The organism is Citrobacter sp. Colony219 (assembly GCF_019382635.1).
GTDB lineage: Bacteria > Pseudomonadota > Gammaproteobacteria > Enterobacterales > Enterobacteriaceae > Citrobacter > Citrobacter youngae.
This window is the reverse complement of the sequence record NZ_CP080033.1, coordinates 75,197-96,959: the sequence shown is the minus strand read 5'-3', so window position 1 is coordinate 96,959 and position 21,763 is coordinate 75,197. Positions and strand designations below refer to the sequence as shown.

Here is a 21,763-nt window from a genome sequence, read left to right as displayed (position 1 = left end):
CAAAGCGACGGGGGGAATCTCTCTGGCACTCTGTGGTTTTCACGCAGAGGGAGGGGGCAATGAACGCGTTTATTATGGCGGATGCGGCAAAATGTATTGGGTGTCGTACCTGCGAAGTGGCCTGTGTCGTCGCGCACCAGCAAAACCAGGACTGCGCGTCGGTCTCTTCTGCTGCGTTTACTCCGCGGATCCGCGTAATCAAAGATGACGCCTTTACGACGGCGGTCGCCTGTCATCAATGCGAAGATGCTCCCTGCGCGAATGTTTGCCCAACGCACGCCATTCGTCGTGAACATGGGCATATCTTCGTTGAACAGGCGCGTTGTATTGGCTGTAAAAGCTGTATGCTGGCTTGCCCGTTTGGGGCGATGAATGTCGTCGCCCGCTCGTCTAGAGTGCAGGCGATAAAATGCGATCTGTGCTGGCACCGTGAGGCGGGACCCGCGTGTGTCGAAGCCTGCCCGACCAGCGCGTTGCAGTGTATAGATGCGGTCAGCGTCCAGAAACAACGTCTACGCTCCCAGCCGCTGTGAAAATAGCCCGACCCGTGTCTGGGTCGGGTTTATCATCAGCCTTCCAGCCAGGCGCGTTCGATCTCTTCAGCCAGAATCTTCACGCCAGCCTCGATTTTTTCCGGTTCCGGTACGTAATTCATCCGCATGCACTGATGCGTATGCGGCCAGGGTTTATCCAGCCCTGGGAAGAAGTAATCACCGGGAACCATCAGCACGCCACGTGCTTTCAGGCGCTGATACAGCAGTTCAGTCGTGATGGGCAAATCTTTGAACCACAGCCACAGGAAAATCGCGCCCTCTGGTTTATGGATCAGGCAGCGATCTTCAGATAAATAGCGGCGAATGATCGCAATAGTTTGCTGAACACGCTGATAATAAAACGGTTTGATAACCGTCTCAGACAGACGCAGCAGGTCGTTGCGCTTAATCATTTCGCACATGATTGCCGGACCCATTCCGCCAGGTGCAAGGCTGATAATGCCGTTCATATTGGTGATGGCGGTGATGATTTTTTCATTCGCAATAATGATGCCGCAGCGGGAGCCCGGCAGCCCCAGCTTGGAAAGGCTCATGCACAGCACAATGTTAGGGTTCCACAACGGGCGTGCTTCGCTAAAGATGATGCCGGGGAACGGTACGCCATAGGCATTATCAATCACCAACGGGATCCCATGCTGGTTGGCCAGCCGATCCAGCTTCATCAGCTCTTCATCGGTGATCACGTTGCCTGTTGGGTTGGTCGGACGTGATACGCAGATCATGCCCGTCTCTTCACCGATGTGCAGGTGTTCAAAATCAACGTGATACTTAAACTGACCTTCCGGTAACAGTTCGATGTTTGGGCGTGCTGAGACAAAGAGATCTTCTTCCAGGCCGGAATCGGCATAGCCAATATATTCCGGGGCCAACGGGAACAACACTTTTCGGGTGGTTCCATCGGCGCGACGTCCGGCGAAGAGGTTGAATAAGTAGAAAAACGCGCTCTGACTGCCATTTGTCAGTGCAATATTTTGTGGTTCGATATCCCAGCCCAGCTTCTCACGTAGTAATTTCGCCAGCTCAGACAGTAGCTCGGTTTTACCTTGTGGACCGTCATAATTACAAAGCGCATCAGTGGCTTTGCCGTTTTCCAGCATTTCTGCCAGCAGAGACTGAAAGTAATTTTGCATCTCTGGTATTTGCGCCGGATTACCGCCACCGAGCATGATAGCGCCTGGGGTGCGTAAGCCGTCGTTGAGGTCCTCCATCAGGCGTGTGATGCCTGAATGGCGGGTAAATTTGTTGCCAAAAAGTGAGAATGTCATAGCAGGTGATCTGTCGAACTCAGTATTAAAGTGGCTAACCATAGCGCTACCTATGGCGGGGTGCAAATCAGGCCCACGGAGCAGAATTGATGTTTTGTGCTGCAGATTTTTTTCTGGATAGTTTTTTATATTGAATCTGGCTTCCCGTGCCGTTGAGCATGAGAAGCCTGTTGGGATCAGGGTTGACCGGCCCACACCACCATGGCTTTATCGTCGCCATGTTCGCGGATAAATCCGTATCCCTGTTTCAGAGTTAGCGTGGTTTGTTTACCGGCACCAATGGCGGGATGTCTGGCCCTGAACTGGCTGATGCGCTGCCAGTGAGCGACGCTGGCGGCAGATTTTCCGCTAACGTCCTGCCAGTTCATCTGCGAGCGTGTACCCTGTAACGGGTCTGAGCCGGTTGGGCCGAAAGGTCGTGCCGACTCGTCGCCATAAAAGAGTTGTACCGCGCCCGGCGCCAGCAGCAATAGCTCGGCGGCTTTATCTCCACCTTCGCGGAACAAACGCGTATCGTGCGAGGAGAGATAGCTCAGGACGTTGAAGTCCTGCAGTTTATCCGCCATCTGCTGCCAGGTGAGATCCATATTTGCCAGACAATCGACGGCCTTTGCCGCCTGCTCCTGATAGTCGAAATTGATCATCGCGTCGAAGCCGTGATGGTAATAATCGCTTTGCATGACGCCGTGACCCCAGGCTTCGCCGGTCATCCAGAAGGGTTTATCATCCAGCGCTTTATCCGGGTTGGCTTTCTTCCATTCGACTAACGCCGCGCTGGCCTGTGTTTTTAGCTGCTGCCAGGCGGGAAGCTCGACGTGTTTGGCGGTATCGACCCGAAAACCGTCAATCCCGTAATCACGTACCCACTGACTGAGCCAGTGCGTCAGATAATCCCGGGGCGTGTAACCAGCAATGGCTTTGGCGTGCGTATCCGGCTTGTGCTGATAAAAGTTTGGCAGTCCGGAAGGTGTGGTGGATTCGGTTTTCAGATCGGGCAGGAACGCCAGCGACATGGTTAGGTCATCAAAGCCAGGATTGTCGTAATCGCCAATATCGGTGCGGATCCAGTTTTTCCCCCACCATTTTTCCCAGCCGGCTTTATCACTGAAATTGATGTAATCATTAAAACTGTGCCAGCTCTGCCCGGCAGCGGGTTTCCAGTCCGTCCAGCGTTCACCGAGCGTTTTTTTCAGCTCATCGCCCGATAAGTACAGCGCCCCAAACTGATACTCCTGCATATCCGCCAACGTGGCGTAGCCGGTATGGTTCATCACCACATCAAACAGGACACGGATACCGCGCTGGTGTGCGCCATCTACCAGCGCACGCAGATCCACTTCGTTACCCATGTTGGCATCAATCGTTGTCCAGTCCTGGGTGTAGTAGCCGTGGTAAGCGTAGTGGGGAAAATCGCCTTTGGCGCCACCCCCAACCCAGCCGTGGATTTGCTCAAACGGTGCGCTGATCCACAAGGCGTTGACGCCCAGTTGTTGCAGGTAGTCGAGTTTACTGGTGAGCCCGCTCAAATCGCCACCGTGGAAAGTGCCAATTTCCTGCATGCCATCGTTGCGACGTCCGTAGCTGTGGTCGTTGCTCGGATCACCATTCACAAAGCGGTCCGTCAGGACGAAATATACCGTGGCGTTATGCCAGTCGAAGGCGGCGGGGGCATCGGTTTCTGCCCGTTCCAGCAGCAATAGCCCGTTACTGGTTGCGGCGGGCTGTAAGGTAATCGACCCGTTTTTCACCGTTGCCGTTTGCTGACTGTAGAAATCGCGCACCACGGCGCCTTCCGGGAAAGTCTGGCTCACGTCCAGTGTTAACGGCGAACCATCCCATTTCGGGCACTGGCGAATCTGGACGGTGGCGGGCTCTGCGGCGTTTTTGACTGAGAGCATCAGGGTCGGCGTGCCGGAGCGGGTGTCGACTTCCAGCGTGTAATCGCCGTCTTTGAATAAGCGCCACTGCGGTGGCGCGCCTTCACACGGTTTTAGCGACAGCATCTGGTTGAGTTTTATCGCATTAGCAGGCTGCCAGCACTGTTGGTCAAAATTCAGGATTAAAGGGCGAGTACCCTTCGTCAACGCTGCATGGCTGACGAATTTACCCGTACCTTCCGCTTCGAAGGTGGGAAGTTCTGGAGAAGTCCATGATGAGGCGATGGCAATGCCGGGTATCAGCGCCAGCGCAACGGCGGCAAGTTTCATAATGCTGTCCTTGATGCTGCGATTTACGCCAGTTTGCCAGTGAAATCAGAGCGGAAACTCATCCTTAGCGTCGATTCCGCCCGGATGAGAGATGAGGGTGAGCGATCACGCGCAAAAAACGACCTAATTTTGCGATAACCTCCACATTTTCTTCGAATTAACCGCACCCGGAACGGTTTGTACGTGACATAGTTTCAGAATTGGACTATTCCTTTGGGTGCTCTTGACGGCTATTTTTGATATGATTTGAGATTCATCTCTCATTTTTGTGAAAAATATAAGGTGTTGGAATGTTTAAATCCGACCAGGAGACCTAATGATATTGACTCCCATTCGACGATATGGGGCAATGATTCTTATGTTACTCACCATTGCATTTTCGGGTGAGGTGCTGGCAAAGACACACACGGCGACAACGAGTCATAAGCCCCAGGTAATCAAGGCAAGTAATACACAGGTAAGCAGTAAACAAGAGTATTCTCGCAATAGTGCAAAGAGTAGTTCACTTCCTGATTTGCGAAAATACCCTTCCGGAACACCAAGGAAAAAAGCGTTTCTCCGGACGGTTATGCCTTATATTACCAGTCAAAATGCTGCCATTACGGCGGACCGTAACTGGCTGATCTCAAAGCAGTACCAGAATCGCTGGTCACCGACTGAGCGTACGCGTATGAAAGACATCGCGAAACGCTACAAGGTGAGCTGGTCTGGCAACACGCGTAAAATTCCATGGAATACGCTGCTTGAACGCGTAGACATCATTCCTACCAGTATGGTGGCGACTATGGCTGCGGCTGAAAGCGGTTGGGGCACATCGAAACTGGCGCGTAGCAATAACAACCTGTTTGGCATGAAATGTGTCAAAGGCCGCTGCAACAATGCACCCGGTAAGGTGAAAGGCTACTCACAGTTTGAATCGGTAAAAGAGTCGGTGAATGCCTATGTCATTAACCTGAACACGCATCCGGCATACTCTTCCTTCCGTAAATCGCGCGCGCAGTTGCGTAAAGCCGATCAGGAAGTGACAGCGACCGCGATGATCCATAAGCTGAAGGGGTACTCCACCAAAGGACAGAGTTACAATAACTATCTGTTCGCGATGTACCAGGATAACCAGCGTTTAATCGCCGCGCATATGTAATTCCACAGGCCTGATTGCACGACGCTTATCAGGCCTGTGAGACGCTCTGCAGGCCGGATAAGGCGAAACCGTCATCCGACACAATTCCCCCTACAGCAACACCTCACTGTTCATGTCACGGTACTCTTTTGGCGTCGTGTCGTATTCTTTCTTGAAAACGGAATAGAAATACTGCAACGACGGGTAGCCGCACATTTGTGAAATTTCGTTTATCGCGAGCGTCGTGGAGATCAACAGGCTACGCGCTTTTTCCAGTTTTTCGGCATGAATCACGGCGTGGATGGTTTCCCCGACCTCGTCTTTAAAGCGCTTCTCGAGATTCGAACGTGAAATCCCTACTGCATCCAGCACTTGCTCGACTTTGATGCCTTTACAGGCATGGTTGCGGATAAAGTGCATTGCCTGAATGACAGCGGGATCGGTCAGTGAGCGATAGTCGGTTGAACGACGATTCACGACGCGTACCGGAGGCACCAGAATACGTTGCAGCGGCAGTTCTTCATTCGCCAGTAAGCGGTGCAGAAGTTTTGCTGCCTGATAGCCCATTTGTCGCGCGCCCTGAGCAACGGATGACAGTGCGACGCGGGACAGGTAACGGGTGAGTTCTTCGTTATCGATCCCAATAACACACAGTTTTTCCGGCACCGGGATATGCAAATGCTCGCAGGCCTGCAGAACATGCCGCGCACGCGCGTCGGTCACGGCGATAATACCGGTTTGCGGGGGTAAAGTTTGCAGCCAGTCCGCCAGTCGATTTTGGGCGTGTTGCCAGTTTTCTGGTGCGGTTTCCAGCCCCTGATAGACAACACCACGGTACTTCTCTTTGGCGACCAACTGGCAAAAGGCATATTCACGCTCGGCAGCCCAGCGCTTGCCGCTGGAAGAGGGCAGACCATAAAATGCGAATCGGTTGACCCCTTTTTCTTTCAGATGCAAAAAAGCGCTTTCCACCAGTGCATGGTTATCGGTCGCAATGTAATGGACGGGTGGATAATCGCTTTCAAGATGGTAGGAACCCCCAACGCCGATGATTGGAACATCGACATCGGCAAGTAATTGCGCAATGTCATCATCGTCATAATCAGCAATAACACCGTCGCCTAACCAGTCTTTGATATTATCAATACGGGCACGGAAATCTTCCTCAATGAATATATCCCACTCGGATTGCGATGCCTGTAAATATTCACCTACGCCCTCTACCACCTGGCGGTCATAGGCTTTATTAGCATTAAATAATAGGGTGATGCGGTGTCGTTTATCAAACATAAGAGCCTGTCCTGAAAGGTTAACGTGGCCTGTCAATACTACCAAAACCGCAGGTGCGACTACTTGATGAAGCGTGACAAATTTCTTATTTGCGTAACGCTACGCAAAATTCACACACCCCGACCAGGAAGACAATTGTCATTTCTTATCTGTGTATTACGGTTTTTTGTTTATTGATGAAGAGCCGATCGCGATCGCTTTTTTAATTGCTTATTCAGTGTGCATTTTTGGGAGCCAGCGCACATTTGGGTATTCTCTTAATGGCGGTGTGAAATAACGTAATTGAGCAATAAATCAGGAAATTCCAGTATGACTGTATCGCAGTTTACTTGCCGTATTACCTGATTATGGAGCTTATTATGCAGGCTTATTTTGACCAACTCGATCGCGTTCGTTTTGAAGGTACAAAATCCACTAACCCACTCGCATTTCGCCATTACAACCCTGATGAAATCGTGCTGGGCAAGCGCATGGAAGAGCATCTGCGCTTTGCCGCCTGCTACTGGCACACTTTCTGCTGGAACGGCGCGGATATGTTCGGTATGGGGGCATTCGACCGTCCGTGGCAACAGCCGGGTGAAGCATTGGCGCTGGCAAAACGTAAAGCGGATGTGGCATTTGAGTTTTTCCATAAGCTGAATGTGCCTTACTACTGCTTCCATGATGTTGACGTCTCGCCTGAAGGCGCGTCACTGAAAGAGTATAAAAATAACTTTGCCCAGATGGTGGATGTGCTGGCGGCAAAACAGGAACAGAGCGGCGTGAAACTGCTGTGGGGTACGGCAAACTGCTTTACTAACCCACGTTATGGCGCAGGTGCGGCGACTAACCCGGATCCGGAAGTCTTCAGCTGGGCGGCTACGCAGGTCGTGACTGCCATGGATGCTACACATAAGTTAGGCGGTGAAAACTACGTCCTGTGGGGCGGCCGTGAAGGTTATGAAACGCTGCTTAATACCGACCTGCGTCAGGAACGTGAGCAGATTGGCCGCTTTATGCAACTGGTGGTCGAGCATAAACACAAAACAGGTTTCCAGGGCACCTTACTGATCGAACCGAAGCCGCAAGAACCCACTAAACATCAGTATGACTACGATGCCGCGACTGTTTACGGATTCCTGAAGCAGTTCGGTCTGGAAAAAGAGATCAAACTGAATATTGAAGCAAACCATGCCACGCTGGCAGGCCATTCGTTCCACCACGAAATCGCTACGGCGATTGCTCTGGGGCTATTTGGTTCCGTCGATGCGAACCGTGGCGACGCGCAACTTGGCTGGGACACTGACCAGTTCCCGAACAGCGTAGAAGAGAATGCGCTGGTCATGTACGAAATCCTGAAAGCGGGCGGTTTTACCACTGGTGGCCTGAACTTTGATGCCAAAGTCCGTCGTCAGAGTACTGATAAATACGATCTGTTCTATGGTCATATTGGTGCGATGGATACCATGGCGCTGTCGCTGAAAATTGCGGCCCGTATGATTGAAGACGGTGGCCTGGATCAGCGCGTGGCAAAACGTTATGCCGGTTGGAATGGTGAGCTGGGCCAGCAAATTCTGAAAGGTCAGATGACGCTGACGGAAATTGCGCAGTACGCTGAACAACATAACCTGGCACCGGTGCACCAGAGCGGTCATCAGGAATTGCTGGAAAATCTGGTAAACCATTATTTGTTCGACAAATAACGGACTGCTGAGTACGTCCGTAAGCCCGGATAGCGATTCGCTACCGGGCCTTTCTTTAAGGAACGATACCCTATGTATATCGGGATAGATCTTGGTACATCAGGCGTAAAGGCCATTCTGCTCAACGAGCAGGGCGATGTGGTGGCCTCGCACACGGAGAAACTGACCGTCTCGCGCCCGCATCCGTTATGGTCGGAGCAGGATCCTGAACAGTGGTGGCTGGCGACGGATCGGGCTGTGAAAACGTTGGGTCAGCAACATTCGCTTCGCGAGGTGAAAGCGCTGGGGATTGCCGGACAGATGCACGGTGCGACGCTACTGGATGAGCAACAGAAGGTTCTGCGTCCGGCAATCCTGTGGAACGATGGTCGCTGTGCTGAAGAGTGCGTCATGCTTGAGGAGCGGGTTCCGCAATCGCGTGCCATCACCGGCAACCTGATGATGCCTGGCTTTACCGCCCCTAAATTGCTGTGGGTGCAGCGCCACGAACCGGACATTTTCAGCCGGGTTGATAAAGTTCTGCTGCCGAAAGATTACCTGCGTCTGCGTATGACCGGAGAGTTTGCCAGCGATATGTCGGATGCCGCAGGTACGATGTGGCTGGATGTCGCGAAACGTGACTGGAGTGACGTCATGTTGTCTGCGTGTCAACTGACTCGCGCACATATGCCGACCTTGTACGAGGGCAGTGCGATTACTGGAACGCTGTTGCCTGGTGTCGCGCAATCCTGGGGCATGTCAGAGATTCCCGTAGTGGCGGGTGGCGGTGATAACGCGGCGGGGGCGGTTGGCGTCGGCATGATGAATGCCGGTCAGGCTATGCTCTCGCTGGGGACTTCCGGGGTCTATTTTGCGGTCAGCGACGGTTTTCTCAGCAAACCGGAAAGCGCAGTCCATAGCTTTTGCCATGCTCTACCTGAACGGTGGCACCTGATGTCCGTGATGCTAAGTGCGGCATCCTGCCTGGACTGGGCGGCAAAACTAACCGGGATGGCAAGCGTACCTGCGCTGATTGATGCCGCACAGCAGGCAAATGAGCAGGCTGAACCGGTCTGGTTTTTACCCTATCTCTCAGGTGAACGTACGCCGCACAACAACCCGCAAGCGAAGGGTGTCTTTTTTGGTCTGACGCATCAGCATGGTCCGGCAGAACTGGCGCGAGCGGTACTGGAAGGTGTGGGATTTGCCTTAGCCGATGGTATGGATGTGGTACATGCCTGTGGCGTGCAGCCCGCCAGCATTACACTGATTGGCGGCGGGGCGCGCAGTGAATACTGGCGTCAAATGCTGTCTGACATCAGCGGATTGCAGCTGGATTACCGTACCGGCGGTGATGTTGGCCCTGCACTCGGTGCGGCGCGCCTGGCGCAAATTGCCATCAATCCGCAACGGCCATTATCTGACCTGTTGCCTCAGCTTACGCTGGAGCAGGCGCATTATCCTGACGCCGGGCGTCATGCTCTTTACCAACAGCGTCGAGAAACCTTCCGCCGAATCTATCAGCAATTACAACCACTGATGTCCTGACCCTAAATCCCCTCTGGTAAACAGAGGGGATTTATCAAATATATATTTCAATCTAATAAATAATTGGCGTGCATGAATTTATTCTGAAAGTCCGGCGTAGTGGCATTTTTCTGTGTTGTCTTTAGCGGGTTATTCATATTGTATCCATGATGGATAAGGAGATCCCAATGAAGACGACAAGGCTGTTGCCCTGGATATTATTCCTCTCTGGCGCGCTGATTTACGTTATTGGCTTTTGGCAGGCATGCCCGTTATTGAGTGGCAAAGGCTATTTTTTCGGCGTGCTGATGGCGGGAATGTTTGTGACATATGTTTATCAGCGTGGTGAAAATCTCAATCAGAGCGACGAACGCTTCGCCTCTGTGTGTCAGATGGTGGCACTCATCACGATAGGATTGCTACTGGTGGGGGTGTGGAACGCTCCATTAGCGCCCATTGAAAAGGCGCTGTACCCGGCGGCATTCTTTATTTGTTTATGGGGGCAAATTTTATTGTTGCGCTCATCAGAAAATACACCTAAAGGACAGGAACTCTGAATGGATAACAGAACTTCAACGTATTCTCCCGCATTTAGCATTGTGTCATGGATAGCGCTTTTCGGCGGCATTGGGACGTATCTGCTGGGGCTGTGGAATGCGGATATGCAGTTGAATGAAAAGGGGTATTACTTTGCTGTGTTGGTGCTTGGTTTGTTTTCTGCTGCGTCGTATCAAAAGACGGTACGGGATAAATATGAAGGTATCCCTACGACGCCGATTTACTATGTAACCTGCCTGGCCGCGTTTGTTATCTCGGTAGCATTACTGGTTGTTGGTTTGTGGAACGCCACCCTGTTACTCAGTGAGAAAGGGTTTTACGGTCTGGCTTTCTTTTTGAGTCTGTTTGGCGCAGTTGCCGTGCAGAAAAACATTCGCGATGGTGGTTTTGAACGTTCAAAAGAAACTGTGGCGATTGCAGAAGAGTTTACGGAATAATCGGTAGCCCCCCGTTCGGTAACGAGCGGGGGTTTTTCATTTTAACTTACCAGCCTGCGCGTATCGATGCGCTGCAACAATATGGACAACAGTAAACTTCCTGCCAGCGTGGCGCTAAAAATCCACAATATATCCAGCGGCGGCCAGTTCTTGAGTTCTATGCCGTTGGTGCGCAGCGCGTGAATGATCAGCGCATGAAAGCCATAGATGCCCAATGAGTGGCGGGAAATAAGGCCCAGTACCGGCAAAGTGCGCGTGCTGAGCGTATTTTTGACCAGCGTCAGAAGTGAGGCGGCACAGATAAATACCGCTGGTCCGCAGTAGAGATACCAGGTATCGGCAAAATTGCCTCGCCACTGGAGCTCATGCAGTGTCCCGCGGGAAATAACAAACACGGCGACAATACACAACGCTGCGCAGAGCCAGGTGAGTGAGCGCTTTTGTGTCTCCATCATACCAATTGCCCGGCCCAGCATGCCGTATAGAATGTAGTAGAACGTATCGCCGCTGATGTACAGGTTGATGGGAAGCCACTCAAAGCCGCCAATTTTTTGCGAGACGGTATTGGGATTGGCAATCACGCCTATCACCACCATCAATGCCAGCAGCATTTTTCCGCTGACATTTTTCACCTGAATAAGCGGGGATACCAGGTAGATAACGGCAATAGCGAAGAAAAACCATAGGTGGTAGAACACCGGCTTTTGCAGCAGGTTCTTCAGCGACAGCTCAGCGTTGATCGAGGTAAACAGCAGGATGTAGGCCAGCGCCACGCTACTGTAAAACAGAATGCAGAGCGCGATGTGCGTGAAATGGCGCGGTTTGGCGCTGCGTTCGCCGAAAAAGAGATAACCCGAGATCATAAAAAACAGCGGGACGCTGACGCGAGAGGCGGAATTGAGCACGTTGGCCAGATCCCAATTTACCGGGCTGACGCTTTGCGCATTGGTGATGTACCAGGTCGTGGTGTGAATCATCACAACCATTAAACAGGCGATCCCGCGCAGATTATCAATCCAGTAAATTTTGGGCTGCATCAGTTCCTCTGTTTTCATTAAAAAAAGTCTGACCAGTATTTGCGAACATCGCTCACTGGATTAATCCGAGTTATTACGCTAAAGCTTGTGATGGCCTGGGGAGATTCTCACAATAGGATCCGTTCCCAGACACTAATAATAAGACTGACCAGCAAACCAGGCGGTAATAAAATGATGATGAAGTATTTCTTTCCCGCAATCCTCACGCTGCTGCTGGTGGGATGCGCCGATCCACAATCGTCAACACCCGTGCAGAAAGCGCAAAAGGGCAAAATTACTGCCACGCGTTCGCTGGATATGGAGTCATTGTGCAAAAGTGAAGCATCGGAGCTTTATAATACGGGTGCCCAGAAAATTGCTATCACCGGCCTTGAGCAATTTCAGGGTAGCTATGAGATGCGCGGTTCTACCTTCCGCAAAGAGAGTTTTGTCTGCTCATTTGACGCAGACGGGCAGTTTTTGCACCTTTCCATGCGCTAAGTTCCCCCTTTTTCCCGTTTCGTACTGTATATCTTGCAGCCAGCGGGTATACTGATCGCTTCCTTTAAATCCACACGTATCCAGCACGAAATAATATGCAAAAGTTTGATACCAGGACCTTCCAGGGCTTGATCCTGACCTTACAGGATTACTGGGCTCGCCAGGGCTGCACCATCGTTCAACCATTGGACATGGAAGTCGGCGCGGGGACATCTCACCCAATGACCTGCCTGCGTGCACTGGGGCCGGAACCGATGGCGACTGCTTATGTGCAGCCTTCTCGTCGTCCGACCGACGGGCGCTATGGCGAAAACCCGAACCGCTTACAGCACTACTATCAGTTCCAGGTGGTGATTAAGCCGTCACCGGACAATATTCAGGAATTGTACCTGGGTTCTCTGAAAGAGCTGGGTATGGACCCGACCATTCACGATATCCGTTTCGTGGAAGATAACTGGGAAAACCCAACACTGGGCGCCTGGGGTCTGGGTTGGGAAGTGTGGCTGAACGGCATGGAAGTCACGCAGTTCACCTACTTCCAGCAGGTTGGTGGTCTGGAATGTAAGCCAGTTACCGGGGAAATCACCTACGGTCTGGAACGTCTGGCCATGTACATTCAGGGCGTAGACAGCGTTTACGACCTGGTCTGGAGCGACGGTCCGCTGGGCAAAACAACCTACGGCGACGTGTTCCATCAGAACGAAGTGGAGCAATCCACCTACAACTTCGAATACGCCGATGTGGACTTCCTGTTCACCTGCTTCGAGCAGTACGAGAAAGAAGCGCAGCAGCTGCTGGCGCTGGAAAACCCGCTGCCGCTGCCTGCGTATGAACGTATTCTGAAAGCCGCCCATAGCTTCAACCTGCTGGATGCGCGTAAAGCCATCTCCGTCACCGAGCGTCAGCGCTACATCCTGCGCATTCGCACCCTGACCAAAGCAGTGGCAGAAGCTTACTACGCTTCCCGTGAAGCCCTTGGCTTCCCGATGTGCAACAAAGACAAATAAGAGGCGGCCATGTCTGAGAAAACTTTTCTGGTGGAAATCGGCACTGAAGAGCTGCCACCAAAAGCACTGCGCAGCCTGGCTGAGTCCTTTGCTGCGAACGTTACCGCGGAGCTGGACAACGCTGGCCTCGCGCACGGCAATGTTGAGTGGTTTGCCGCTCCACGTCGTCTGGCGCTGAAAGTCGCTGCCCTGGCAGAATCTCAACCCGATCGTGAAGTTGAGAAACGCGGGCCGGCCATTGCCCAGGCGTTTGATGCTGAAGGTAAACCGAGTAAAGCGGCAGAAGGTTGGGCGCGCGGTTGCGGTATCACGGTTGATCAGGCTGAGCGTCTGACCACCGACAAAGGCGAGTGGCTGCTGTATCGCGCGCATGTGAAAGGCGAAAGCGCTGAAACGCTGCTGCCGAACATGATCGCCACTTCGCTGGCGAAGCTGCCGATCCCGAAACTGATGCGCTGGGGCGCGTCTGACGTTCACTTCGTGCGTCCGGTTCACACCGTGACCCTGCTGCTGGGCGACAAAGTCATTCCGGCAACGATTCTGGGAATTCAGTCCGATCGCGTGATCCGCGGTCATCGTTTTATGGGCGAGCCTGAATTTACTATTGATACTGCCGATCAGTACCCGGAAATCCTGCGTGAGCGCGGCAAGGTGATTGCCGATTACGCCGAGCGTAAAGCGAAAATCAAAGCCGATGCTGAAGAAGCGGCGCGTAAGATCGGCGGTAACGCTGACCTGAGCGAAAGCCTGCTGGAAGAGGTCACCTCGCTGGTAGAATGGCCGGTCGTGCTGACCGCGAAGTTCGAAGAGAAATTCCTCGCGGTTCCGTCTGAAGCGCTGGTACACACCATGAAAGGTGACCAGAAGTACTTCCCGGTTTATGCGAACGACGGCAAATTGCTGCCGAACTTTATCTTCGTGGCCAACATCGAATCGAAAGATCCGACCCAGATTATCTCCGGTAACGAGAAGGTGGTTCGTCCGCGTCTGGCGGATGCCGAATTCTTCTTCAATACCGACCGTAAAAAACGACTGGAAGATCATCTGCCGCGTCTGCAAACCGTGCTGTTCCAACAGCAACTGGGTACGCTGCGCGACAAGACTGACCGTATCCAGGCGCTGGCGGGCTGGATTGCTGGTCAAATTGGCGCTGACGTTAACCACGCAACGCGTGCTGGCCTGCTGTCCAAGTGCGACCTGATGACCAACATGGTCTTCGAGTTCACCGACACCCAGGGCGTGATGGGTATGCACTACGCGCGTCACGATGGCGAAGCGGAAGATGTTGCTGTGGCGCTGAACGAGCAGTATCAGCCGCGCTTTGCCGGTGATGACCTGCCGTCTAACCCGGTGGCTTGTGCCGTGGCGATTGCTGACAAGATGGACACCCTGGCGGGTATCTTCGGTATTGGTCAGCATCCGAAAGGCGACAAAGACCCGTTTGCGCTGCGTCGTGCTGCGCTGGGCGTGCTGCGTATCATCGTTGAGAAGAACCTGAATCTGGATCTGCAAACGCTGACGGAAGAGGCTGTTCGTCTGTATGGCGATAAGCTGACCAACGCGAAAGTGGTTGATGACGTTATCGACTTTATGCTTGGTCGCTTCCGCGCCTGGTATCAGGACGAAGGTTACACCGTCGATACCATTCAGGCCGTGCTGGCGCGTCGTCCGACTCGTCCGGCTGATTTCGACGCACGTATGAAGGCGGTTTCACACTTCCGTACGCTGGAAGCTGCTTCTGCACTGGCTGCCGCGAACAAGCGCGTATCAAATATTCTGGCGAAGTCTGAAGAAACGCTGAACGACCGTGTGAATGCGGCAACGCTGAAAGAGCCGGAAGAAATTGCGCTGGCGATGCAGGTTGTGGTGCTGCGCGATAAGCTGGAGCCTGTCTTCGCTGCCGGTCATTACCAGGAAGCGCTGGTTGAGCTATCTGCGCTACGTGAACCGGTCGATGCGTTCTTCGAGAAAGTGATGGTTAACGTGGAAGATAAAGATCTGCGTATTAACCGTCTGTCTATGCTCGAAAAACTGCGTGAACTGTTCCTGCGCGTGGCGGATATTTCGCTGCTGCAGTAACGGTCCTGAGCTGACTTAGAAAATGCCGGATGGCGACTTCGTCTTATCCGGCCTACGAGGTAAACACCAGTAGGCCGGATAAGCATTGTGCCATCCGGTATTTTTTTATGTTGTTAGCGCAGCTGTAATTTAGTCAGACAGGTCTGGCTGTCTTCCATGGTTTTAATGGGATATTCCGCCGTTTTGCCGTTGTAGCTTACTGCGATGGTGCCTGCCATATTGCGCGGTAGCCAAACCCCGACGAAGCCATTTCGACCGCTCTTCATCTCTTTTTGTAGCACTACATCACCCTTGTTATCCGTCACTTTGACATTGAATGTCTTCTCCGGCATTTCGCCCTGGCAGCCAGAAAGGCTGTGGTTGAAGCAAGGATGTGTTTGCCATTCATAAGGGGCAAATGACAGATAGAACTTGTCACCGAGCGGCAGGGTATAGATCTGATCGCCCGAAGAGAGCTTCAGTTCGGTACTGGTGACGGATGCCGAGTAGGGCAGTGGGCGGCTCTGGGGAGACTGGTCAATGGCCTCGACGATTTGCTCGACGGATTTTCCGCTGAGCCCGTGTTCCGCCAAAAAAGTGGCTTCAGGGGGGGCGGCGAACGCGCTACCGGTGGTGAGTAAACCTAAAACCAGCAGCAATGAGGATTTCGACATAGCTTCAATTCCTTGTGAACGTTGTGGGATACTGACTGGCTCACTATAAAGCTTGCCCTTAGGGAAAGGTCAAAGGGGCGACGGGTAAAGTAATGCAAAGACGCGTGTGGGCGAGGCGTTTTTCGAAGTACAGATAAAAAAAATCCCCGCCGTTGGGCAGGGATTCAGAATTTTGAGCTTTTTAAGCTTACAGGCTGGTTACGTTGCCAGCTGCCGGGCCTTTAGCGCCGCTTTCGATGGTGAAGGAAACTTTCTGACCTTCGTCCAGAGATTTGTAGCCATCGTTCTGGATAGCAGAGAAGTGTACGAACACGTCTTTAGAGCCATCGTCAGGAGTGATGAAGCCGAAGCCTTTGTCAGCGTTGAACCATTTTACGATACCAGTCATTTTACCGGACATAGTGTATTACCTTTTAAAAAATAAGTGTGCCTTTCGGCGATATGGCGTGCTTTACAGATTTTTTAACAGTAAAGGAAATGCTCACTACGAGGGTATCAACGATAACTCTTGAAGGGACTTGCCTTACTAACTGCTGTAATGGTCTGTACGTCAAACCGTTGAGGGCATTAACTCATTTTACGCAGGTGGATGCAACTACTATTTTCTTTTTTGCGGATATTGGCAGTGGAGGAACGGCCCTTCTGCAGGACCGCTCTTATGTCAAACTTGAAAATAACTTAATCCATCAACTGCTTACTTAATCGTGGGTCTGCCTGAATCAGGCGCATCAACTTCAATTCGGTACTGGATGGCTTCACTCGTTTAGACTCCCATTCATGAACCATCGCGACCGTTACGCCCATCACCCGGGCGAAATCATCTGTTTTTAAACCTGTCCCTCGTCGTAGTTGTTCAAATTCAGCGAAAGGGTTGGTTTTTTGCGTCTGGGTAACCGTCTGCGATACATCTTTAAAAACAATCTGCTCCAGACTGCTTAGCAGTTCAAACATAGGATCTTTGTATTCCATTGAGAACTCCTATAAATCACACAGCGGGATCGTGAATTTCATCGAAGCTCATTAAGCGTAGTCGGAAAAAATGAAGGCGAATTTAAGGTATGCGTTGTGGATTCGTTTCAGCGAATCGCGGGTGACAACCTTTAGTTGGCTAACGAACTGATAAAGGTCGGGATCTCCGATCGAACCATTCCAATTGTAAAGATGACTAAAATAGAGTGCCGCTATGTGAAGGGAGCATTGTTGAGCAAAACACAGGGCGGCGGAAACCGTTATTTTCCCCCACAAGATTACGCGGAAAGGGTATCTTGCGGGGCTGACCTGGACTATCCTTGTCAACGTCAGGCACGCGGGTGTCGTTGTGCGCATTTTTGGGTGAAAGGAGTATTAAAATGGCGACAGGTAAGTCCTGCTCTCGCTGGTTTGCGCCTGTTTTGGCGCTCTTAATGGTAGTTGGCCTGAGTGGGTGTTTTGATAAAGAAGGCGATCAACGCAAAGCGTTTATCGATTTTCTGCAGAATACTGCAATGCGTAGCGGAGAGCGTTTACCGACGCTGACTGCCGATCAGAAAAAACAGTTTGGCCCGTTTGTGTCCGATTACGCGATTCTTTATGGCTATTCACAGCAGGTTAATCAGGCAATGGACTCCGGTCTGCGCCCGGTTGTTGATAGCGTAAATGCAATCCGTGTTCCTCAGGATTATATGACTCAGCGTGAACCGCTGCGTCAGGCAAATGGCGCGCTGGGTGTGTTAGGACAACAGTTGCAGAATGCGAAGCTACAGGCAGATGCTGCCCATGGCGCGCTGAAGCAGGGTGATGACCTGAAACCTGTCTTTGATCAGGTTTACAGCAAAGTTGTGACCGCACCGGCAGAGGCGTTACAGCCGCTGATCCCAGCCGCGCAAGTTTTCACGCAGCAGTTGGTGCAGGTAGGCGATTTTATCGCGCAGCAGGATACGCAGGTGAGCTTTGTCGCCAACGGCATCCAGTTCCCAACCTCACAACAGGCCAGTCAGTACAATACGCTGATTGGTCCGCTGGCGGCGCAGCATCAGGCATTTAATCAGGCATGGACTGCTGCGGTGAATGCCGCGCAGTAATCGTCGTACGGTAAGACACATTAAAGGCCGGGTGAGCATCAATGCTACCCGGCCTTTTGTGTTATTTGGCCACTTGCGGATTCACGCAGTTCTTCTCAACTTTCCCCTGCAGTGCGTCAATTAAGTTATCCACAGCACAAGCCGCCATGTTATAGCGCGTTTCATGCGTGGCTGAACCAATATGCGGTACCGCCACCACATTCGGCAACGACAGCAGCGGTGAGTCTGACGGCAACGGCTCTTGTTCAAACACATCCAGGCCCGCGGCATGAATCTCCCCGCTTTGCAGTGCGGCGATCAGTGCGTTTTCATCCACCACCGGGCCACGCCCAGCGTTAATGAAAATGGCAGAAGACTTCATTTTGGCAAACTGTTCGGTACTGAACAGATGGTGGGTTTCGTCCGTTAACGGCAGAATCAGGCAAACAAAATCCGCTTCCTGCAGCAGCGTATCCAGGTCGCAGTAGCGCGCGTTGAAACGTTCTTCCGCTTCCTGATGGTGACGACGCGCGTTGTAGAGAATCGGCATGCTAAAGCCGAAATGCGCGCGTTGCGCCAGCGCCAGCCCAATGCGTCCCATGCCGACAATGCCCAGCGTCTTGTGGTGAACATCGGTACCAAACCAGTCGGCTCCGATGCTTTTTGTCCATTCGCCTGCCTTCACGCGCTCGGCGACTTCCACCACGCGGCGAGCGGTGCTTAACACCAGCGCCATTACCGTGTCTGCCACGGTTTCTGTCAGCACCGTTGGCGTGTGCATCAGCAGCACCTTACGTGCGTTAAGGGCATCGGCATCGAAGTTGTCATAGCCTACGGAAATGGTGGAGGTCGCGCGCAGTTTCGGCATTTTCTCCAGCAGGGCGGTATTGACGGCTTCACTGGAGCCCAGCAGGCCTTCCGCGCTGGCAAAGGCTTCGGCGTGCTGTGCTACGGTTTCTGAACGCAGGTTAGGCACCTGAGTGACAGTAAAATGCTCTTCCAGGCGATGCAGTAAATCGTCAGGTAACGCTTTATAGAGAATAATGGACGGCTTCATGCGAATCTCCGTAAGTTAAAATTTAAGCGTGGCGTGCGCCAATAGGTAGCTGTTGATTATTAGCAGGCTTAACGATCAGAGTTAGCCATACTGAGACAAAAAGCGCTACCCCCATAAAAATGTATGAGGCGGACGGGCTGCCGGTGGTGCCATTGAGGTAGCCGACAAACCAGGAACCAAAGAATGAGCCTAATGCGCCCATGCTGTTGATTAATGCCATTGCTCCCCCAGCGACGTTGCGCGGCAACATTTCAGGAATGATGGCGAAGAAGGGGCCATAAGGGGCGTACATGGCCGCACCGGCGATAACCAGCAGTGTGTAAGAAATCCAGAAATGGTCTGCGCCAACGGCCCAGGAGCCAATAAAGGCGAAAGCGGCAATCAGCAGCAGTGGCCAGACAAACAGCTTACGGTTTTGCAGTTTATCGGAAGCCCATGAAACCAGGATCATCGCCGCCGTTGCGGCCAGATACGGAACGGACGAAAGCCAGCCGACCTCTACCATACCCAGGTTGGCACCGCCGCTGCGGATAATTGACGGCAACCACAGAACAAAACCGTAGACGCCAATACTCCAGGCAAAGTACTGCATGCACAGCAGAATAACGTTACGTGAACGGAACGCTTCGCCGTAGTTACGCACGGCTTTGATACCCTGCTGTTCTTTTTCTAACTGGGCCTGCAGCGCGGCTTTTTCGGATTCTGACAACCAGCCTACCTGCGACGGTTTATCTTTTACCAGTACCCACCAACAGAACGCCCAGATGATGGCCGGAAAACCTTCAATGATGAACATTTCACGCCAGCCCAGCGCCTGAATCAGGTATCCGGACACGACGGACATCCATAGGACGGTGACGGGGTTACCGAGGATCAGGAAGGTATTAGCACGCGAACGCTCGGACTTCGTAAACCAGTTACTGATATAAATCAGCATTGCGGGCATGACCGCGGCTTCAACAACGCCAAGAATGAAGCGAATGGCGGCCAGCATTGGAATGTTGCTGACCATCCCGGTCAGTGACGCGCAGGCGCCCCACAGAATCAGGCAGATAAAAATCAGTTTACGTACGCTGCGGCGTTCGGCGTAAATTGCGCCTGGGATCTGGAAGAAGAAATAGCCAAGAAAAAACAGAGCCCCCAGCAGGGAAGAGATCCCTTTGGTAATACCGAGATCCTCGTTGATGCCGGCTGCGGAAGCGAAACTGAAGTTCGCGCGATCAAGGTACGCCAGGCTGTACGTGATAAACACGATTGGCATGATGTACCACCAGCGTTTTGCTGCATTGGTTGAGCTATTCATAGACTGCCCTCTGGTTATGCTGATACGCCGCCTCTGAATGTAGGGTACAGAGACAGAGTTGGCCGGGAATTTATTCCCCTAATTGTTCACGTGTGGGTAATCCTTCGCTGTCGCCCTGGACCTGAATGGCCAGAGCGCCAATTTTATTGCCCCGGGTCACCGCCTGATGCAGCGAGCGCCCTTCCAGCAGGGCGCTGATAACGCCGACGGCAAAGCCATCACCCGCACCGACGGTATCGACCACATTGTCGACTTTCACCGGTGCGACGCAGCCTTGCTCGCCGCTCGCTGCTTTGTACCAGGCCCCATCAGCCCCGGTTTTGATAATCACGGCCTTCACGCCATGGCGCAGATAAAAGTCGGCAATGGCTTCTGGTGTCTGCTGACCGGTTAAAATCATGCCCTCTTTTAACCCCGGCAGTACCCAGTCAGCCTGGAATGCCAGTCGGTTGAGTTTTTCCACCATCTCGCCTTCGCTTTTCCACAGCACTGGGCGTAAATTCGGATCGAACGAGATGGTCTTCCCTTGTGTTTTTAGCGTGCGGGCGGTGTGCGCCAGTAGTTCATAAGAGCTGGCAGAAAGCGCTGCCGCTACGCCGCTCAGGTGCAGGTGGCGCGCGTTGGCGAAGTAGGCTTCGTGATAATCCTCAACGCTGAGGTGGCTGGCAGCGGAACCTTTGCGGAAGTATTCCACAATGGGATCGGTTCCATTTTCGACCTTAGATTTAAGCTGAAAGCCGGTAGCGTAGCGCCCGTCCAGAGTAACTCCCTGCGCATTAATCCCTTCTTTCTCCAGCGACTTAATAATAAAACGGCCAAAACTGTCGTTACCCACGCGGCTTACCCAGCCTACGTTCAGACCCAGGCGAGCAAGTCCGGTTGCGACATTAAGTTCAGCGCCTGCAACGCGTTTAATAAACTGCTCCACGTCCGCCAAATCACCGGTTTGCGTGGCGACAAACATCGCCATCGCTTCACCAATAGTGACCACATCCAGTGAATTTTTCATGTGTTACTCCTTGCGTAACAGAGCGACGTAGTGACGGGTAACCGCCGCCAAATCCTGCCCTTCCAGGGGAAACTCAATGCCGCGTGGAACATCTGCGGGCAACGTGTCCAACAGCGCCAGCCAGCGTGGTTCCGCGTGATCAGGCGGCACGGCACGGTAACTGTCGTGATGTGATGTGGCGGCTTTCACATGGATGTATCCAACGCTTGAGCCCAACTGCTGTGCAGCCTCTTCCGGAACGTCGCCCACCCACAGCCAGTTGCCCATATCGAAGGTCAGAGATATCGGCAGATTGAATGCCTGGCAGGCTTCGTTAAAGCGCTGCATCGGCTTCAGGCGTCCGCAGGACGTTTGATCGTTTTCGACAACCAGCTCCATCCCGCTGTTGTCCAGCCATTCACGTAACACGTTGAACTGTTCGGTATGGGAGAAATGGCCGAGGGAGACTTTTAGCCACAGCGCCTGCAGGGCCTGTGCTTC

20 protein-coding genes and 1 pseudogene are annotated in these 21,763 nt (G+C 52.6%); 10 read left to right on the top strand and 11 right to left on the bottom strand.

Annotated elements, in window-relative coordinates; all coding sequences use genetic code 11:
• The first annotated feature begins 59 nt into the window (after positions 1-59).
• On the top strand, positions 60-533 hold the full coding sequence (locus tag JTI85_RS00420) for a 4Fe-4S dicluster domain-containing protein (RefSeq protein ID WP_061066800.1): 474 nt from the start codon (positions 60-62) through the stop codon (positions 531-533).
• A gap of 35 nt (positions 534-568) precedes the next feature.
• Here JTI85_RS00420 and avtA read toward each other — a convergent pair whose 3' ends face one another.
• Positions 569-1,819, bottom strand: coding sequence for a valine--pyruvate transaminase (avtA, locus tag JTI85_RS00415; RefSeq protein ID WP_048213674.1), 1,251 nt, complete (start codon positions 1,817-1,819; stop codon positions 569-571).
• Positions 1,820-1,995: 176 nt separating this feature from the next.
• Complete coding sequence (malS, locus tag JTI85_RS00410; protein WP_115601316.1) at positions 1,996-4,026, bottom strand: alpha-amylase; 2,031 nt, start codon at positions 4,024-4,026, stop codon at positions 1,996-1,998.
• 316 nt (positions 4,027-4,342) lie between these two features.
• On the opposite strand from malS, the gene JTI85_RS00405 reads away from it, so the two are divergent.
• Positions 4,343-5,167: a protein bax gene (locus tag JTI85_RS00405; protein ID WP_061066797.1), complete on the top strand. Its 825-nt coding sequence runs from the start codon at positions 4,343-4,345 to the stop codon at positions 5,165-5,167.
• A gap of 90 nt (positions 5,168-5,257) precedes the next feature.
• On the opposite strand, the gene xylR is transcribed toward JTI85_RS00405, so the two are convergent.
• On the bottom strand, positions 5,258-6,436 hold the full coding sequence (xylR, locus tag JTI85_RS00400) for a D-xylose utilization transcriptional activator XylR (protein WP_048213671.1): 1,179 nt from the start codon (positions 6,434-6,436) through the stop codon (positions 5,258-5,260).
• 359 nt (positions 6,437-6,795) lie between these two features.
• On the opposite strand from xylR, the gene xylA reads away from it, so the two are divergent.
• The 4 genes from xylA (at position 6,796) to yiaA (ending at position 10,619) form a co-directional block, all read left to right on the top strand.
• The gene (gene xylA, locus JTI85_RS00395) at positions 6,796-8,118 is read left to right on the top strand and encodes a xylose isomerase (RefSeq protein WP_048213670.1); all 1,323 of its coding nucleotides are present in this window, start codon (positions 6,796-6,798) and stop codon (positions 8,116-8,118) included.
• Between the two features lie 72 nt (positions 8,119-8,190).
• Entirely contained in the window at positions 8,191-9,645 is a 1,455-nt protein-coding gene (gene xylB / locus JTI85_RS00390) for a xylulokinase (protein ID WP_115642697.1), read from the top strand.
• Between the two features lie 167 nt (positions 9,646-9,812).
• Complete coding sequence (yiaB, locus tag JTI85_RS00385) at positions 9,813-10,181, top strand: inner membrane protein YiaB (protein WP_101742807.1); 369 nt, start codon at positions 9,813-9,815, stop codon at positions 10,179-10,181.
• Positions 10,182-10,619 carry an inner membrane protein YiaA gene (gene yiaA / locus JTI85_RS00380; RefSeq protein ID WP_219351979.1) on the top strand — a complete coding sequence of 146 codons (438 nt, stop codon included), beginning with the start codon at positions 10,182-10,184 and terminating at the stop codon, positions 10,617-10,619.
• A gap of 41 nt (positions 10,620-10,660) precedes the next feature.
• Here yiaA and JTI85_RS00375 read toward each other — a convergent pair whose 3' ends face one another.
• The gene (locus tag JTI85_RS00375; protein WP_219351978.1) at positions 10,661-11,656 is read right to left on the bottom strand and encodes an acyltransferase; all 996 of its coding nucleotides are present in this window, start codon (positions 11,654-11,656) and stop codon (positions 10,661-10,663) included.
• A gap of 171 nt (positions 11,657-11,827) precedes the next feature.
• Between JTI85_RS00375 and JTI85_RS00370 the strand changes: the two genes are divergently transcribed.
• From JTI85_RS00370 to glyS, 3 genes are all read left to right on the top strand, one after another.
• Positions 11,828-12,136 (top strand): YsaB family lipoprotein, encoded by a 309-nt coding sequence (locus JTI85_RS00370; RefSeq protein ID WP_061066792.1) that lies wholly within the window; start codon positions 11,828-11,830, stop codon positions 12,134-12,136.
• Between the two features lie 95 nt (positions 12,137-12,231).
• Positions 12,232-13,143 carry a glycine--tRNA ligase subunit alpha gene (gene glyQ, locus JTI85_RS00365; RefSeq protein ID WP_001168551.1) on the top strand — a complete coding sequence of 304 codons (912 nt, stop codon included), beginning with the start codon at positions 12,232-12,234 and terminating at the stop codon, positions 13,141-13,143.
• A 9-nt stretch (positions 13,144-13,152) separates the two neighbouring features.
• A complete protein-coding gene (gene glyS, locus JTI85_RS00360) occupies positions 13,153-15,222 on the top strand; it encodes a glycine--tRNA ligase subunit beta (RefSeq protein ID WP_048213666.1) in 2,070 nt (689 codons plus the stop codon).
• Positions 15,223-15,335: 113 nt separating this feature from the next.
• Here the strand turns inward: glyS and cueP are convergent, their stop codons facing one another.
• The 3 genes from cueP to JTI85_RS00345 all read right to left on the bottom strand — a co-directional run bounded on the left by cueP (position 15,336) and on the right by JTI85_RS00345 (position 16,844).
• Positions 15,336-15,875: a copper-binding periplasmic metallochaperone CueP gene (cueP, locus tag JTI85_RS00355; protein WP_142878733.1), complete on the bottom strand. Its 540-nt coding sequence runs from the start codon at positions 15,873-15,875 to the stop codon at positions 15,336-15,338.
• Positions 15,876-16,062: 187 nt separating this feature from the next.
• Positions 16,063-16,275: an RNA chaperone/antiterminator CspA gene (gene cspA / locus JTI85_RS00350; RefSeq protein ID WP_000014594.1), complete on the bottom strand. Its 213-nt coding sequence runs from the start codon at positions 16,273-16,275 to the stop codon at positions 16,063-16,065.
• Between the two features lie 278 nt (positions 16,276-16,553).
• Positions 16,554-16,844 carry an HTH-type transcriptional regulator gene (locus JTI85_RS00345; RefSeq protein ID WP_048213664.1) on the bottom strand — a complete coding sequence of 97 codons (291 nt, stop codon included), beginning with the start codon at positions 16,842-16,844 and terminating at the stop codon, positions 16,554-16,556.
• 380 nt (positions 16,845-17,224) lie between these two features.
• On the opposite strand from JTI85_RS00345, the gene JTI85_RS00340 reads away from it, so the two are divergent.
• On the top strand, positions 17,225-17,935 hold the full coding sequence (locus JTI85_RS00340; RefSeq protein ID WP_048213663.1) for a DUF3053 domain-containing protein: 711 nt from the start codon (positions 17,225-17,227) through the stop codon (positions 17,933-17,935).
• Between the two features lie 61 nt (positions 17,936-17,996).
• Here the strand turns inward: JTI85_RS00340 and ghrB are convergent, their stop codons facing one another.
• The 4 genes and pseudogenes from ghrB to JTI85_RS21160 form a co-directional block, all read right to left on the bottom strand.
• On the bottom strand, positions 17,997-18,971 hold the full coding sequence (gene ghrB, locus JTI85_RS00335) for a glyoxylate/hydroxypyruvate reductase GhrB (RefSeq protein WP_219351977.1): 975 nt from the start codon (positions 18,969-18,971) through the stop codon (positions 17,997-17,999).
• Positions 18,972-18,993: 22 nt separating this feature from the next.
• Positions 18,994-20,274 (bottom strand): MFS transporter, encoded by a 1,281-nt coding sequence (locus tag JTI85_RS00330; RefSeq protein WP_040231622.1) that lies wholly within the window; start codon positions 20,272-20,274, stop codon positions 18,994-18,996.
• 70 nt (positions 20,275-20,344) lie between these two features.
• Positions 20,345-21,283 carry a sugar kinase gene (locus JTI85_RS00325; RefSeq protein WP_199986313.1) on the bottom strand — a complete coding sequence of 313 codons (939 nt, stop codon included), beginning with the start codon at positions 21,281-21,283 and terminating at the stop codon, positions 20,345-20,347.
• A 3-nt stretch (positions 21,284-21,286) separates the two neighbouring features.
• Positions 21,287-21,763, bottom strand: a pseudogene (locus JTI85_RS21160) (sugar phosphate isomerase/epimerase); the annotation flags it as partial.

Coding starts and splice junctions, on each gene's coding strand:
- JTI85_RS00420 (WP_061066800.1), top strand. CDS start 60: ATGAACGCGTTTATTATGGCGGATGCGGCAAAATGTATTGGGTGTCGT.
- avtA (WP_048213674.1), bottom strand. CDS start 1,819: ATGACATTCTCACTTTTTGGCAACAAATTTACCCGCCATTCAGGCATC.
- malS (WP_115601316.1), bottom strand. CDS start 4,026: ATGAAACTTGCCGCCGTTGCGCTGGCGCTGATACCCGGCATTGCCATC.
- JTI85_RS00405 (WP_061066797.1), top strand. CDS start 4,343: ATGATATTGACTCCCATTCGACGATATGGGGCAATGATTCTTATGTTA.
- xylR (WP_048213671.1), bottom strand. CDS start 6,436: ATGTTTGATAAACGACACCGCATCACCCTATTATTTAATGCTAATAAA.
- xylA (WP_048213670.1), top strand. CDS start 6,796: ATGCAGGCTTATTTTGACCAACTCGATCGCGTTCGTTTTGAAGGTACA.
- xylB (WP_115642697.1), top strand. CDS start 8,191: ATGTATATCGGGATAGATCTTGGTACATCAGGCGTAAAGGCCATTCTG.
- yiaB (WP_101742807.1), top strand. CDS start 9,813: ATGAAGACGACAAGGCTGTTGCCCTGGATATTATTCCTCTCTGGCGCG.
- yiaA (WP_219351979.1), top strand. CDS start 10,182: ATGGATAACAGAACTTCAACGTATTCTCCCGCATTTAGCATTGTGTCA.
- JTI85_RS00375 (WP_219351978.1), bottom strand. CDS start 11,656: ATGCAGCCCAAAATTTACTGGATTGATAATCTGCGCGGGATCGCCTGT.
- JTI85_RS00370 (WP_061066792.1), top strand. CDS start 11,828: ATGATGATGAAGTATTTCTTTCCCGCAATCCTCACGCTGCTGCTGGTG.
- glyQ (WP_001168551.1), top strand. CDS start 12,232: ATGCAAAAGTTTGATACCAGGACCTTCCAGGGCTTGATCCTGACCTTA.
- glyS (WP_048213666.1), top strand. CDS start 13,153: ATGTCTGAGAAAACTTTTCTGGTGGAAATCGGCACTGAAGAGCTGCCA.
- cueP (WP_142878733.1), bottom strand. CDS start 15,875: ATGTCGAAATCCTCATTGCTGCTGGTTTTAGGTTTACTCACCACCGGT.
- cspA (WP_000014594.1), bottom strand. CDS start 16,275: ATGTCCGGTAAAATGACTGGTATCGTAAAATGGTTCAACGCTGACAAA.
- JTI85_RS00345 (WP_048213664.1), bottom strand. CDS start 16,844: ATGGAATACAAAGATCCTATGTTTGAACTGCTAAGCAGTCTGGAGCAG.
- JTI85_RS00340 (WP_048213663.1), top strand. CDS start 17,225: ATGGCGACAGGTAAGTCCTGCTCTCGCTGGTTTGCGCCTGTTTTGGCG.
- ghrB (WP_219351977.1), bottom strand. CDS start 18,971: ATGAAGCCGTCCATTATTCTCTATAAAGCGTTACCTGACGATTTACTG.
- JTI85_RS00330 (WP_040231622.1), bottom strand. CDS start 20,274: ATGAATAGCTCAACCAATGCAGCAAAACGCTGGTGGTACATCATGCCA.
- JTI85_RS00325 (WP_199986313.1), bottom strand. CDS start 21,283: ATGAAAAATTCACTGGATGTGGTCACTATTGGTGAAGCGATGGCGATG.